At 60.1% G+C, this 15,273-nt stretch carries 11 protein-coding genes and 1 pseudogene; 4 read left to right on the top strand and 8 right to left on the bottom strand.

Going from position 1 to position 15,273, the window contains the following annotated elements; translation table 11 throughout:
* From ACK6BI_RS27825 to ACK6BI_RS27810, 4 genes and pseudogenes are all read left to right on the top strand, one after another.
* A pseudogene (locus ACK6BI_RS27825) lies at positions 1–698 on the top strand (phospholipase); the annotation flags it as partial.
* Positions 695–1,801 (top strand): hypothetical protein, encoded by a 1,107-nt coding sequence (locus ACK6BI_RS27820; RefSeq protein ID WP_409319638.1) that lies wholly within the window; start codon positions 695–697, stop codon positions 1,799–1,801. The pseudogene ACK6BI_RS27825 and the gene ACK6BI_RS27820, both read left to right, overlap by 4 nt.
* Before the next feature lie 110 nt (positions 1,802–1,911).
* Positions 1,912–3,063 carry an MFS transporter gene (locus ACK6BI_RS27815; protein WP_409319637.1) on the top strand — a complete coding sequence of 384 codons (1,152 nt, stop codon included), beginning with the start codon at positions 1,912–1,914 and terminating at the stop codon, positions 3,061–3,063.
* Between the two features lie 116 nt (positions 3,064–3,179).
* Positions 3,180–4,709 carry a trypsin-like serine peptidase gene (locus tag ACK6BI_RS27810; RefSeq protein ID WP_409319636.1) on the top strand — a complete coding sequence of 510 codons (1,530 nt, stop codon included), beginning with the start codon at positions 3,180–3,182 and terminating at the stop codon, positions 4,707–4,709.
* Positions 4,710–4,743: 34 nt separating this feature from the next.
* On the opposite strand, the gene ACK6BI_RS27805 is transcribed toward ACK6BI_RS27810, so the two are convergent.
* The 8 genes from ACK6BI_RS27805 to ACK6BI_RS27770 all read right to left on the bottom strand — a co-directional run.
* Positions 4,744–7,167: a TonB-dependent siderophore receptor gene (locus ACK6BI_RS27805; RefSeq protein ID WP_409319635.1), complete on the bottom strand. Its 2,424-nt coding sequence runs from the start codon at positions 7,165–7,167 to the stop codon at positions 4,744–4,746.
* Positions 7,168–7,265: 98 nt separating this feature from the next.
* Complete coding sequence (locus ACK6BI_RS27800; protein ID WP_409319634.1) at positions 7,266–8,249, bottom strand: FecR family protein; 984 nt, start codon at positions 8,247–8,249, stop codon at positions 7,266–7,268.
* Positions 8,250–8,289: 40 nt separating this feature from the next.
* On the bottom strand, positions 8,290–8,790 hold the full coding sequence (locus tag ACK6BI_RS27795) for a sigma-70 family RNA polymerase sigma factor (protein ID WP_409319633.1): 501 nt from the start codon (positions 8,788–8,790) through the stop codon (positions 8,290–8,292).
* Positions 8,791–8,967: 177 nt separating this feature from the next.
* Positions 8,968–10,167 carry a multidrug effflux MFS transporter gene (locus ACK6BI_RS27790; RefSeq protein ID WP_409319632.1) on the bottom strand — a complete coding sequence of 400 codons (1,200 nt, stop codon included), beginning with the start codon at positions 10,165–10,167 and terminating at the stop codon, positions 8,968–8,970.
* Between the two features lie 24 nt (positions 10,168–10,191).
* Positions 10,192–11,358 (bottom strand): saccharopine dehydrogenase C-terminal domain-containing protein, encoded by a 1,167-nt coding sequence (locus tag ACK6BI_RS27785; RefSeq protein ID WP_409319631.1) that lies wholly within the window; start codon positions 11,356–11,358, stop codon positions 10,192–10,194.
* Positions 11,355–13,265 carry a class I tRNA ligase family protein gene (locus ACK6BI_RS27780; protein ID WP_409319630.1) on the bottom strand — a complete coding sequence of 637 codons (1,911 nt, stop codon included), beginning with the start codon at positions 13,263–13,265 and terminating at the stop codon, positions 11,355–11,357. The genes ACK6BI_RS27785 and ACK6BI_RS27780 overlap by 4 nt, the downstream gene beginning before the upstream one ends.
* A 19-nt stretch (positions 13,266–13,284) precedes the next feature.
* A complete protein-coding gene (locus tag ACK6BI_RS27775) occupies positions 13,285–14,571 on the bottom strand; it encodes an ATP-grasp domain-containing protein (protein ID WP_409319629.1) in 1,287 nt (428 codons plus the stop codon).
* 53 nt (positions 14,572–14,624) lie between these two features.
* Positions 14,625–15,273 (bottom strand): SidA/IucD/PvdA family monooxygenase (locus tag ACK6BI_RS27770; RefSeq protein WP_409319628.1); only part of this gene is annotated, 649 nt, incomplete at its 5' end.

Raw genomic sequence — 15,273 nt, 5'->3', positions numbered from 1 at the left:
GCAGCGCCAATATCAATGACCGCAGTCAATGCGGGACACGTGACTCAGAGCTGGCAGTCATTGTGCGCGACAGCGAATCGACTGAAGCCAAGCTGGACGGCAAACACAACCAGAAGGTAGGGAAGACAATCAATAAGTTGCGCAAGGATTTGTGGAAGAAGCACTTCGGGATGAGTCAGGCGAAGAAAGATGGCCCCGTGGCTCACTTCACTGTTTCGGACGAAGTTCTCGATCAGCCTGCTGCTGAAAAAACTTGGCGAGATATTCAGAAGCGCGCAAAGAGTAATTCGGAAGCTTACGAGCAGTCGTTCAACTTCATTCCTCAGAACATCAGTCAGGTGCAAATACTCGTTGATCCAACGACAGCGTCTGAACCCGCCGGGGATATGCCAGCATCAATCTGGCCAACGTGGACATATCGCTCTCCAGATGATCATAAACGTGGTGGAAAACTGGCAGACTGTTTGCCACATGAAGAAGGTTTTTGGGAGAGCAAGACATGGGCTGGGGTGAAAACCTATTCCGCTCCCATGGGCATCAAGGGCTTCATTACTGCCCTACCAATCGGCTGGACTAAAGGTGAGAACAATGACTCGGGATTGAACCTGACGATCATCGCTCACAACGAAGACAGAAAGAGCGACGTACACATCGCAAGTGTGAGCGAAACGTCCAATCGAAATGAGCACAGTTCATGACACGAATCATCGCCACCTTCGCCGGCTTGTTGCTGGGTACCCAATCAGCTCTTGCTGAGCCTGCCCTGCACGAATGTCTGGGACGTACCAGATTCGAGTCACCGGAAGCATTCGAGTGGGCAACGTTTGCTATCGAACGCAGCAACATGAAAGGTGCAGGAGGACACACATTCTCCAAGAATGTGCATGCGGTGGGCGACTACGTTAGTTATGACTTTGACGAGCTCACCATCAGAGTCAGCGATGCCACGACCCGTGAAAATTTTGAAAGACAACGCAACGCCATTCTTCACGAAACCGAACTCTACAAAAAGCGCCTCGAGGACAAGCTTGAAACCAACAAGGAACTTTTGGCATCGATCAAGGAGATGAACTATGCCCATGAGATGGTGAAAAAGCAGGAGGAACAAATAAAAAAACTGGAAGAGCAAATACCCAAAGTAAAAAAATACGAACACGACCTGGGTATCCCCGACGCCTACGTCATGGGCGGCGAAAATATCCCCCACGAATTCCTGCTCTGGCGCAACAATCGGGTGTTCTACTTCAACATGAACAAACCCACCGAAAACTCCGCACAACGGATCAAGGACCTTGCCGCCCGCTTCGAGGCCCGAGACCTCTATCAAGTGCCAGAAGGCCCCGGCGTCTGTATGCCCTACGGCTTTATCCATGACGACGGCAAGACCGGTTTCAACGTCAAGAACAGCCTGCGCTTCACCAGCACGCCCAACGTGATCATGAGTCTTATCAATGCCTCACTCGGCAACCACGCCAAACCCACCGACGGCACCTACGATACCGACTACCGCCCCGGCTACGACGCCGAAATCTGGAAAAAGTCGAAGATCATGGAGAAGTTCTACATCGGCGATCGCATGACCACCCTCGAAGGCTGGCGTCTGGACCCTCGTCCGGACACCACAGAACAGGATCGCGCCTGGTTCGCCATCGCCCATGTCGGCGGTCTCGCGAGCCCCCTGATCGCGGCACAGATGTTCACTTTCCAGAAAGGCACCGACGGCCTGAAAGATCTGGTGCCACCGCCCGAGGCTGTCGTACCGCGCTTTTTGAAGTTGACGCAAAGCATCCGCGAGCAGTGAGCCGTTCTCGCCGATCAACCTGATCGGGAACTCAAGGTCGCGGCCCATGGACTGATATGCAAGGATGTTGTCCTGCATCACGCCATTGACCGCAAGACCAAGGATGTTTCATGACTGCCATCAACACCCCGCCTCCCCTCGCTCCCGGACGTCTGCAACAGATGTCCACGCGCATCGCTTTCTTCATCGCCGGGCTCGGCATCGCCGCCTGGGCGCCGTTGGTGCCTTATGCCAAGGCGCGGGCCGGGCTCGATGAAGGGACGCTCGGCCTGTTGCTGCTGTGTCTGGGTGTCGGTTCGATTCTGGCGATGCCGCTGGCCGGAGTTCTGGCCACGCGATTCGGCTGCCGGCGTGTAGCCACTGGCGGAACCCTGTTGATCTGTGCGGCGTTGCCATTGCTGGCGACGGTGTCGTCGATTCCGGCGTTGATCGCCACGTTGTTCATGTTCGGCGCCGGACTCGGTACGGTGGACTCGACGGTGAACCTGCAAGCGGTCATGGTCGAGCGGGCCAGCGGCAAAAATATGATGTCGGGGTTTCACGGTCTGTTCAGCCTAGGCGGGATCGTCGGCGCGGCGGGTGTCAGCGGGCTGCTCGGTCTCGGGCTGACACCTTTGGCGGCGATGCTGGTGGTGGTCGTGGTGCTGATCGCGGCGCTGTTCAAGGCTGTGCCGCACATGTTGCCTTACGGCAGCGAAAGCTCGGGGCCGGCGTTCGCGGTGCCTCACGGGATCGTGCTGTTCATCGGCGGCATGTGCTTCATCGTGTTCCTCACCGAAGGCGCGGCGCTGGACTGGAGCGCAGTGTTTCTGGCCGAGGAACGCGGGATCGATACCGCGTATGCAGGTCTGGGTTACGCGGCGTTCGCGCTGACGATGACGGCGGGCCGGTTGACCGGCGACCGGATTGTTCGCGCCCTGGGAGCCACCCGGATCATTCTGTTCGGCGGCCTGCTGGCAGCGACGGGATTGTTTCTGGCGACATTCGCGCCCAGCTGGGAAGCCGCGCTGCTGGGTTATGCACTGGTCGGCGCCGGGTGTTCGAACATCGTACCGGTGCTGTACACGGCGGTGGGCAAACAGACAGTGATGCCGGAAAGCATCGCGGTGCCGGCAATCACCACGCTGGGTTACGCGGGGATTCTGGCGGGGCCGGCGGTGATCGGGTTTGTCGCCCATGCCAGCAGCCTGAGTTTCGCCTTCGGGTTGATGGCGACGCTGCTGGTGGCGGTGGCGATAGGCGGCAAAGCCCTCAGGGTCTGAGCAGACAGGCTTGAGACAAAGATCGATTTGCGAGAAGTCCACTGTCAGATCTGACAGTGGACGGGCGTTGTACCGCGTCGCAGCATGGGGTCTGCCCACCGCGTGCTGGACCTGTCGTGAAATCGAACTTCGGATATGGAATTCTGGTGTCTCTGTTGCTCTGTTTGAGCAACATTACTCTGGCCTCTTCCTTGACCGATCTGGGTGAAGGCTCGGCAAATTTTTCGTCCGAACAGGTCCTGAACAATGACCATGGGCAATACCGGCACTGGTTGTCGATCGGACGGGTTCTCATGAATGGGAGTCAATGCACTGGCAGCCTGATCGATACCCACGGCACCAGCACGAAACGGGACGGCCCCGCCTATGTATTGACCGCCGGTCACTGTGTCGACAGTAACGCCGATCGCTTTACCCTGAACTCTCCTGCCTCCGGCGAAGTGATTTTCAACTATTTCAAGGATACACAGTCCCGCCAACTGGCCTATCCGATCACCCGGATTGTCTGGGGTACACGACGTGGTGGCGACATAGCCATCGTCGAGCTCGATCGATCATTGAAACAGTTGATGGATGACGGAATCATGCCCCTGAAACTGGCACGACAGCCCCTCCCCATCGGTTCCGATGTATTGATCGTCGGTGCTCCTTTCTTCGGTTTCATGATGCGTGTCGCCTGCAAGCAAGGGGCGTCTGCCGACATTTTTGAAGCAGGGTTCGCCTGGTTTGATCAACTGAGCAATCGCTGCGAGGGAGTGCGCAGTGGTGTTTCGGGGGCTCCAGTACTGACTCGCTACAGCAACGAAATCCTTGGTGTGATCGGCACCACCACGCGTACGGGCGGAAACACGCAATGCGCCCCGGACAGCCCCTGCGAAATCACGAACGGCATACCGCGAAAATCACAGGGCACCAATTACGCGACGTCCGCTGTTCGACTCGCTCACTGCTTCAGGGCGGGCCGCTTTGCCCCGCAAGACACCGATTGTCCACTCGGTCCATCCAGCGACTTTGAGCCACGGAACGATGAAAACTACGTGAGAGTGGCACGTGACAAGCGGGGAAACTTCACTCGGGTACAGTGGAAACAGACTTTCACTCTGGATCAGCCGTTTCACCGGCTCAAATACACCCGAACGCTGTCTGACTGCGCGAACAGCGAAGGTTATGGGCCAGCCAGGCCAACTCACGCCAACGACACAGACACCTCAATCTACACGTTGCGTGCAGGTCCCGGCTTTTACTTTCTGTGCGTCGTCGGGCAACGATACAAACACGTCTCGCAGAATCGATGGGCGGTTCGCAATGCCAGAATCTATTGGCGCTGGGCACAGATGGGGCCGATAAACAGCGCTCCGCTCTACAGGCTGTTTGAAAGCACCGAAAACACTTTCATCATTACTCCGATCGACGTAGCACCCGATCAGGTTGAAGGCCCATATGACTATAAAGTAGTGCAATGGCAAGGTTCGGATTGCCGGGACCTCGAAGGCTATCAAGACCTTGATCCGGACCTGTGGTCACTCACCGTCTCCGTTGTCGATGGCCCGAGAAGGGTTTGCCTCCGGGGCCATGACATCACTGGAAATCCTTCACCCGCAGCGGATTTCCGGTTACCGGGCTCGGCCGACAGGCGGAACAGGTGAATTACAGGCGACTGACAGCCGCCTGCATGGCAGGTCAGAAACCGACGCTGGCCTGCACGAAGAACGTGCGCGGCGCGCCGACATACATGCCCGAGTTGTTGTCGCTGGAGCGGGTGAAGTACTGCTTGTCGAAGATGTTTTTCACCCCGGCACCGAGCTTCAGGTTCGACAGCTGCGCACCGAAGTCATAGCCGCCGCGCACGTTCCAGGTCATGTAGCCCGGGATGTCGCCGTACTGCCCGTCCGCCGTGCCTTCGGTGATGTAGTTGTTGCTGAAACTGCCGTCGGCGTTCACACCAGTGCCCGGCGAGCGCTGTCTGGGCTGGGCGAAACCGTCGATGTTGTAAGTCCAGCGGTTGATGTCATAGCGCAGCCCGACGGTCGCCACCTGACGCGAATAGAACGGCAGGTCGCGGCCCTTGAAGCCGGGGATCTCGCCTTCATACGTGGCGCGGGTATACGTGAAACCGGCATTGGCGGTCAGGCCGTCGAGCCGCGGATCGAGCGCCGCCAGGTCGTAGTGCACCGACGCCTCGATGCCCTGGTGCTTGGTGGCGCCGAGGTTGGTCCAGCCCACGTCGTTGCTGATGTATTGCAGTTCATCGTCGAAGTCGATGTAGAACAGTGTCACTTCACCGCCCCACACGTCATCGTTGTAGCGAGTGCCGACCTCGTAGGTCTTGGCTTTCTCCGGCTCCAGGCCATTGGCAGTCTGGTCACCCGAACCGCCCTGCCCCAACTGGAAATACTGCAGGCTGCCGAACGAAGTCTCGTAGTTGGCGAACAGCTTCCACGCATCCGACAAGTGATACATCACGCTCAGTGCCGGCAGCGGCTCGTTGCTCTCGATGCTGCGGTTTTTCTCCGGTACGCGTTTGCCGGCGGTATCGAGCACGGCGCGGTCATGCCAGTCGGTGTTGATGTGCTCGAAGCGAATGCCCGGGGTGATGGTCCATTTGCCGACGTCGATCTTGTTATCAACGTAGACCGAGTTGGCCTCGGTGCCGCCGGTGCGATCCTGGAACACATGGCCGTCGGAAGTCTTGGTGACCACCGGCTCATTGTTGACCAGCGCCAGACGGCTCGACTGCTCGTGCATCGCTTCTTTCAGGTAGCGGTAACCGACGCTGACTTCCTGAGTGGTTGAGCCGATATCGAACACACGAGACACTCGCGGTTCGATGCCCAGGGTGTAATAGGAACGCGGGTACGAGCTCAGGGTTTTCAGATCCCGGGCGGCGATGGTGCTGCCGCGGAAGCTGTCGGTGTAGTACGTCAGGATTTCGGCCTGAGTGCGCTCGTCGATCTGGCGGATCCACTTGAACGACACATCCTTGCGGCGGCCGCTGAAGTTGTCGTAGTCGCGCACCGAGTCGTACGGTTTATCATCGTACTGCTTCTGCGTCAGGCCGCCGGGCATGTCGGCGCTGGCATCGTAGTAATGGAAGTTGAGGCTGAAATCGTCCTGATCGGTCGGCGCCCAGTGGGTCTTGAGCAGCACATCGTCGATGTCGTTGCCATTGTTGCGTTCGCGATAACCGTTGCCGTTCACCCCGGAATACAGCAGCGCCACGCCCATGCCGTTGTCGGCGGTGCCGCCGAGGAATGCCGTGTCGATGTGTTTCCAGCCGCCGTAGCGGGTGGTTTCCAGGGTCGTGCCGATTTCACCGGTGGCCTTTTCCGGGATGGCACGGGTCACGAAGTTGATCACTCCGCCGACGTTCTGTGGCCCATAGCGCACGGAACCGGCGCCGCGCACCACGTCGATGCTGTCGAGGTTGCCGGAAGAAATCGGTGCCATCGACAGCTGTGGCTGACCATACGGTGCGAACGCCGCGGGCACGCCGTCGATCAGCACCGTGGAGCGCGGCGACAGGCGCGACGTCAGGCCACGCACGCCGACGTTCAGCGAGATATCGCTGCCGCCGGTACCGTTGGAGTCCTGCACCTGCACGCCCGGCACCCGTTTGAGAACGTCACTGACGTTCATTGCGCCCTGCTCGACCATGGCTTCGCGGCGGATCACCGTGCGTGCACCGGGGTGGTTCTGCACCACGGCGGCATCGGCGTCGCCGAGCCAGTCGCCGACCATCTTGATGTCGGTGACACCCAGCTCCAGCGGACCGTTGCTGGCCGCGGTCGGAGCTGGCGTCAGGATCACAGCGCCTTCATTGATCTGATAATCCAGGCCACTGCCCTGCAGCAACCGGCGCAGCGCGTCTTCCGGCGACAGATTGCCATCGATCGCCGGCGCCTGTTTGCCCGCCACCAGATCCGGGCTGAAAAACACCTGCAGCGAGGTTTGCTGGCCCAGTTCGCTCAGGGCCTGGCCCAGTGGCTGGGCGCGGATATGAATGGCGTCGGCAGCAAAGGCCAGCGGCATCGCGGCATTGACCGCCAGCGCAAGGGCCAGCGGCAGCCAGGGGGATTTTTTGTTGTTGGCAGAGGTGTTTTTCACGTCGTACGGAGTCCTGTGGATCGCATGAGTGTGCGGCCGTTAATGCAAACCAGTTGCAGTTGAACAGGAAGACGACGAACTCGAAAAAAACCTGAATGCTATTTTGAAATTATTTCCTGACTGCCGTCGGCGAGGGTTCGCACGGCTACCGGAAGGATATTCGGCAAGGCCTTGAGCAAGGCGTCGGTGTTATCGGATTTGAACACGCTGGTCAGGCGCAGACCGGCCACGGCCGGGTTGGCGACTGTCAGCGGTTTTTCGCGATAACGGGAAACCTCTGCGACGACTTCGCTGAGGCTGGCGTTGTTGAACACCAGTTTGCCGCTGCGCCACGCCGTCAGCTCCGCCGGGTTGACCGCATAAGCCCGGGCCACCACGCCATTGGCGTCGACATGGGTGCCGAGGCCCGCCGTCAGGTTGATGAACTGAGTGTCCGGTGCCTGGCGCCCCTGCACCTTGACCGTGCCCTGCTCCACGGCGACCCGGGTTTGCGTCACGTCGCGGCGCACATCGAAGCGGGTACCGGTGACCGTGATCTTGCCGCTTCCGGCTTCGACCACAAACGGACGCGAGGTGTCGTGTTCGACGCTGAACATCGCCTCGCCTTCGGTCAATTCGATCAGTCGTCGATCCTTCTCGAAACGCACCTGCAAACGGCTGCGGCTGTTGAGGTCGATCACCGAGCCGTCCGGCAGCGCCACATGCCTGCGCTCGCCCAGCGCGGTGGCGAATTCGGCGGTGTAACCCGCCGGGTGATTCAAGCCACTGAACAGGCCGAGCCCGAGCGCCACTGCGACCACGCAGGCCGCCACGGCATAACGCAACAACGGGCGAGGTTCGCGCCGCGCTGGCGGCGTTTCGCACAGGGCCTTGAGACGCGGCGCCGGCAGCAGGTCCGCCGCCGTCCACAAGCCTTGCAGCAACTGGAACTCATCACGGTGCTGCGGATGTTCGTTCAGCCAGGTCTCGAAATTCCGATATTGCTCGGCATCGACGGTCGGCTCCTGCAAACGCACAAACCAGCGTGCCGCGTCATCGCGCACCGTTGTTTGCCCGCACGCGCAATCACGAGTATCCATCATGGAATGTCCTGTCCGGCCGGGGATGAAAAGACGCCGCGGCTCATGATTGCGCCCCGTCCAGGCGATCACGCAAATGCCGCAGGGTGCGGATCATATACTTTTCCACCATGTTCCTGGACAGGCCCAGGCGTTCGGCGATTTCCGCCTGGGTCAGGCCTTCGATCTTCTGCCAGACGAAAATCCGCCGGCAGTTGAGCGGCAATTCGGTGAGCGCCCGTTCGATGGAATCGGCCAGCTGGATCGCATGCATGTAGTGCTCCGGGTCACCGTTCGGCGCCCCACCGAGATCAATCGCCTGCGACTCCATGGCACCCCGCCGGTCCTCACGCCGATAACCGTCCACCGCGATGTTGCGCGCCGTCTGGTGCAGATACGCCCGCGGTTGCTGCACCGCTGAAGAATCGGATTCGAGCACCCGCACAAAGGTGTCGTGCGCCAGGTCCTCGGCCTGCGAGCGATTGCGCAGGCGTCGGGTCCAGGTGCCGATCAACTCTTCGTAATGCTCGAGAAAGCCGGGTCTGCGGGGCAGCATGGGGATCATTGCGGCGTGCTGAGGAAAGGGGCGTGAATAGTAATGCTTCCTATTAAGCCGAAGCAATGGATTCCTCGAACCGCCAACGGAGCAGCCCTCGCCACTTTACAAGTGCAGCAGATTTGGCACCGCGTGACGAAGGCAAGCCTCTCCCCTCACAGTCAGAAGCGGCGTGGAACGGCGCGTTCACGACTCGAAGTGCATCTTGCGACACAGATACAGCCCCACCAGCGGCAAAACGATGAACGTCACGCCCAACAGCACGATCTCGCTGCCGGAGAACGACGACACCACCGAGTTGACGGCGAACGCCAATGCCATTTGCGAACAGGAATACACGGCGCCGGCGGCCCCTCGCTTGTCGGTAAACGGCGTCATGGAGATTGCCGAAGCGCACAACACGATGAAGGTGTAACTGAAAAAGACACCTGACACACTGACCAGAAACGATAAGGTGAACAGCATCGAAAGACTGTTCAGCATCAGCAGCGAAGCACCGCAGGTCAGCAAAATGAACAGGCCCAGATGGATGATTTTCATCATTCCATAGCGGCGGATCAGGCGCGGCAACATTGAGCGGCTCACCAGCAGGCCGGCACTGACCAGCGCCGTGATCCAGCCATAAAGCGTCGGCGAAAAGCCGAACTGATGTTGCAACACGAAGGGACTGGTCGCCGTGTACATCACAAAACAGGACATGCCGATGCCCGCCAGTGTGGCGGCGCAGACGAACGTGGGATTACGCAGGACAAAGCGGTAATTGGCGAAGACATCGCGGATGACGATGCTTTTGTTGCGATGCACATTGGTTTCCGGACATTGCGCGGCGTACACCGTCCACATGCCGGCCAGCAGAATCGCCAGCGTGATGAAATTGGCCCGCCAGCCGAACCAGGTCTGAATGAAACTGCCGATGACCGGCCCCAGCACGATCGACAACCCGGTGAACAGCGTGATGTAGGAACTGGTGATCGCATAGCGGTCACCGCGCACGATGTCCGAGAGCACGATCCTCGACAGCGCCAGACACACGCCGCTGCCCACCCCTTGAATGAAACGCGCCCCCAGAAACGGTCCGATCTCGTTGAGCGAAGCGCCGATCAGATTACCGGCAATGGCAATGACAAGCCCGGTCAGCACTACCGGCTTGCGCCCGTAAATGTCACTGAGGGGGCCATAGACCAGGGCACTCAGGCCGACCCCGAACAGGAACACGGAAATCGACGATTGCATGAGCGCCTGGGTGGTGTGCATCGCCAGCATCATCTGCGGCAACGCCGAGAGATGGATGTCGGTGCCGAGCAACCCCACCAGCAGCAACAGGGTCACGATCGTCACGACCTTCAGTTCGGGCCGGGTCAGTTGGAAAGGTACGGTCGCAGTCATGGAAGACCTTCGAAGCGATGGGAGTCAGAGGGGCACGCCGCGTGACAGGGGCGACGAATTCACGGTGCATTTCACATATCGACGGTACGCAGCGAGAAGTTCATCCGTCGCGTCGCGCTCGTAACACTCATGACTGAGAATGATCCCCGGTCGGCAGATGTCGGGAGTCTGTACGGCCCGCCACGCGGTCCACACGGCCAGGAAGCTGGTCAGTTGCGCCATGCCGGTCAGCCCGTTGGCCTCATCGAATGTCGAGACGATCCGGTGCGTTGCCTGCTCGCCGCAGGCCAGTTGCGCCACCACTTCGACGAAGCTGATGTCAGGGCGGTTGCGGGAAAGTCTGCCGTTGCGCACCAGAATGTCGTGCACCTGATCGCTGGCCGAAACGCTTGCCCCCGGCGGCACATGCTCATCCAGCAAACCAAGGTCAATCAGGTTGCGCACGCTGTCGAAGAACCCCGGCCAGCGTGCGGTCTGCTGCCTGATCGTCGCTACGGCGGCCACGCCGGGTGATTCGAGCAGGTAAGGCGACAGGCCGTCATGGTAGACGTCCAGCATTCCCACGCCTTCGACGAAACGGCTTTCCTTCATGTCGAACCGCAGGCAATACCCGAGACTGCCGTCGATCTTCACCAGCGCCTTGCGATTGAGCGCCGGCAAACGGTCACCGAACAGCAAGTCGTAGTTGAGCGGCGGTTGTGGCTGCTGCGGCACACCGCCGCAAACCGCACTCAGGCTGACGATCGTCCCGGCAGCCGAGTTCGAGGCGAGATCGTGCATGAGGATTTCCACCAGACCCGGTTCCAGTCCGAAACCGAAAAACAGCGTCACGTCGCGCTCCAGCAGGCGTCGATGCAGCGCCTGATGCGCGGTGAAATCGTCATAGAGCGGCCGGCCGAGGCTGACGTACACCGGACGCTTCCTGAACAGTGCGTCATTGCGCTCATCCGTGACAAAGGCAATGGTCGCCGGCCCGCTGAGGGCCAGCAGCACCACGTCCAGCTCCGCCGTGTCCAGATGGTCCATGACCTGCAGTGCCGGATGGGCCTGCTCGAGGTCACGCTTGAGCCTTGTCGCCTTGCGCTCGTCCAGATCGTGGACGTGCAGGCGGTCGAAACCCAGTTGCCCGATGTGCAGAGCCAGCGGGTAGCCCAGATTGCCGCAGCCGATCAGTCCGATGTTCTTGCTCATGGCGGCGACACCTTGTGTTTGAACGTGCTCAATGTGTGAGCGATGGAGTCGATGTCCAGCGCAGCGACCTCGAAGATCCGCACGGCCTGTCGGTCGGCGTGCCAACGGTCGCGTTCCGCACCCAGGCCTTCGAAGATCTGCGTCGCCAGCACCGGCATCGCCGGATAAAGGCAATACGCCAGGGATTGCCAGGCGTGCAGCATCAGCGCGACCCTGGTGCGCAACGCATTGCGTTCGTCGCGCCAGGTGTGGCTTTGCGTGGTGTAGTCAGCGATCACCTCAAGCAGATAAACGATCCTGCGCACCGCTGCGTGCGGCGCATGACTGGCGTAGTGTTCAAGGCAGTCGTCCATCGCCGCATTCAGTTCGCGGTAGAACGCCACGTCCTGCCGCAACCAGGGGCCGGCTTCGATGCAGCCGTTGGCAAAATGCCCGATCAGTTCGCGGCCATTGGCGAACACATCGGTCAACGACTGTACGAAACGCCCGGTGAATTCGTTGAAGGCTTCGCGGCGAAAATTGCTTTCGCTGGTCGGGCTGAGGATCTGGCAGAGGTACAGACGCACCAGATCCGCCGGATACGTCTGCAGGAATTCGCTGGCCCAGATCGCATGGTTGGCGCCGGTGGAGAACTTCCGGCCGTCCAGCAGACTGAACTGGTTGATCACCGCGACAGGCAATTGTTGAGGGGCCACACCGAGCACTTTCAGCACATACGGCAACAGGATCCCTGAACCACAAAGGTTGTCGACGCCGCAGAAAAACAGATGCCCGGTTGCCGACGGAAAACGCGAAAGGCCGAAAAACGAGCGCAGGGCGCGCTCCATGACCACCGTCAGCACCTGCTCTCCCTTGACCGGCACGCCGCGCCCCCGCAGGGACGAAACCGGAATATCGCCCAGCGCACCATCCTTGAGGTACTGCTGCAAACGGTCATAACAGATCCGGCTCGCCACGGTATTGTGGCTGTACATCTGTGCCGCGAGTTCGCCGACGACGGCTTGATCGAGCCGCAGGTACAGCCGCGCCACCGGCCGGCGCACGAGTTTCTCCCGGGTGACCGAATGGAACGGCTCGATCAGTTTGCATTCGTCCTGATACAACCCGCAGTTCTCGCACTCCATGCCGATGGTCGAAGCACGGCAGTGCGGGCACTGACCGGCCACATAGCTCTCACAGATGAATTGCCCGGACGCTTCGCTGTAGGGGTGCTCGACGATCCGCTCGAACAGATAAGCGGACTCCAGCAACAGAGCGAGGAAGCGCTCTTTGACCGCCGCGAAATCCGGCGAATCCGGCACGTGAGGCAGGAACGCGTCGTACTCGACCTGGAACGACTGAAGATCGTTGACGATGACGCTTTCACAACTCTCCACCAGCCCCGTGTAAGTCGTGCCACGGGCAATCGCGGTCTTGTCGATGTGATTGGTGTGACCGTAGGTGCCGCAGTAGGCAAAGACATCGGTGCCGGTCAGTTCGCAGCAGCGCTTGAAAACGTCCGCCAGCAGATAGGCCCCCGACAAATGTCCGAGATGCAACGGACCGTTGGGCGTCGGAAACGCCGTCTCGATCAACAGATGGCCGTCACCGGGCATGGCAGCCCTTTCCCGGTCGGCGAGCGCCGCATGATCGACGTGCCAATAGGACGTGAAACGCAAGTCCTCGCTGCCGCGGTTTTCCACGGTGTGAGCTTCAAAAGGCTGGAATTCGACATGATCTCCGGCGCGGATCGTGAATTGTCGACTGCCGGACGTCAGCACGCCCTCGCCACTCAGGACCTTCCAGCATTCACTGTCATGGTGATTGTGGATACGGGTGCTTTGCGACGGTGCCACGGTGATGTCCCGTGCGTTCATCTGTCCGGACGACACATCGAAGGACGCCGGGAAAGTGCGGGTGATCTTCATGGGGGTCTGTACTCTCCGGTCAGGGGCGCGTGAGCATGGTTTCGTACAGCAGGCGCTCACTGCGCCGTACCTGTTCGTAGTCCCGGGCAATCTGCCCGGAGTCGGCACTGACCATGTACAGATGTCCCGGCCGGTCGTGGCCCAGGGCGCGATCGGTCTTGTGCAGACGGTCGCCCTTCGCCACGCGAAACAGCACGCTGCGTACCGTCTCGATGTCCAGCAGCAGGTTCAGGTCCGGCTCGCGCTGCACGTCTCCGGTCATATCGGAAGCCAGGTACACCTTTCTGGCCGCCTTGGTGTGCGGATTCGCTCCGTTGATCCGTGTGCGGAATGCCTGGGGATCCAGCATCGCGTCAGCCAGCAGCGAAAGCTGGGTGAGGCTGTGGGTGTCGTGCAACACCGAAAAATCGACATTGCCCGACAAGCGCGCAGCAACCTCGATCAGACACGGTCCCTCATCGGTCATGCGCATTTCGAAGTGGGCATTGCCGTAGCGAATCCCCAGCGCATCACAGACCCGGCCGGCGTAATCGGCCAATGAACGATGCAGTTCAGTCGCCGGGCTGATCAGGTCCGCATAGCTGTCGTTCGACGGTGCTTCATCGTTCAGGCGCACTTCTCCCCAGGCATCGCAGACGTAGTGATGCCCTTCCGAGGAGCAGGTGTTGACCAGATACTGCTTGCCCGACAGGTACTCCTGCGCCAGCACTTTGGTGTAGCGGGAGCTGAAGTCATCGAAGATGCTTTTGGCGCCGAGAATGCGATCGAAAGCGTCGGCGATTTGCGCCCGCGTGTTGCAGTAGTGCACACCATCAGTGTTGGCACCGGCTTCGGGTTTGAGCACGATCTGGCCGCCGATGCGCTCGTGGAAAGCGCAGATCTGTTCCAGATCGTCGCTGAGCAACTGCCGGGCCGACTTCAGCCCATGCTGACGCAGCGTTTCATGCATCAGGTATTTACTGCGGCGGGTGATACTCGATGCGCCGTCATTGCGCGGCACATCAAACATTGCGGCGAGCTTGTCCGCCAGCAGCACACACGGCTCGCACCCGGCGATCACCGCCCTGACATGCCGCCCCTTCAGACGAGCAACAAAATCCGCCGCCTCGGCCTCGGACGCCAGCACATGATGTTCGGTGTAATCCTGTCGATTGAACGTCGGCTTGAGAATCGGATGCTCCATGGCGTCGGCAGTGCACACATGAATGCAACTGAAGCCGAGCCCCTTGAACAGCGGGGCAATGTGGCGACCGCTCGACAATCCACCGACGATGACGATGACATCCTTGTTGAATAATCGACTCACGATTCAATCCTTGTAGATGAATGAAGGAATAACCTTTGCGGCGACCGGTAGAGTCAGCCGGTATGAAGCGCTTCCCAATTGACGAAGGTGTCGGCGCCCGGCGCCCGACTGCGCGGCCGGTTGAGAATCCGGTCGATAACGATCTGCCCCCTCCACGCCGCCAGACTCAGGTTGGGGTCGGCGAGACCACGCTGGCCGCGTGCGGCGTTGAGCATGAAGATCTGCCGGTCGGCCGGACCCGACCAGATCGCAGCGAAGTCGCGATCCACACGGATTTCCCCGCCCTCGCGTTCGAAGCGATGTTCGAGCGCCCCCAGGAAAGGAAGTCTTGCCGCACGAAAACCGGTGGCCCACAGCACGAGATCGGCTTCCAGCGTCTCCTGGTCGTTGCTGCCCTGGTGCTGCGCGGCCAGTTTCCAGCCGTCCTGGTCTCGCCACACTTCACCCACACTGCGCGAGGGCATCAGGCGCACGACCATCGGCGAGTGTTCGATGTAACGCAGGGTGTAGATGCGCTGATAAATGCTGCGCAGCGTGTGCCCGGAAATACCGTCGCTGGCCAGTTCATTGCGTTTGAGAAAAGCCTCGCGATAGCTCGCATCCTGGCTATAGAAAAAATCCGAATGGGCGGGCGTGAACAGGTCGTTGGCGAACGGGGAATCATCGATGGGCGAAAAGTTTTCCCGTCGCGACACCCACGAC

It is taken from the genome of Pseudomonas sp. KCJK9016, from assembly GCF_046231795.1.
Taxonomy (GTDB): Bacteria; Pseudomonadota; Gammaproteobacteria; order Pseudomonadales; family Pseudomonadaceae; genus Aquipseudomonas; species Aquipseudomonas bananamidigenes.
This window is presented reverse-complemented; position numbering and strand designations above follow the sequence as displayed.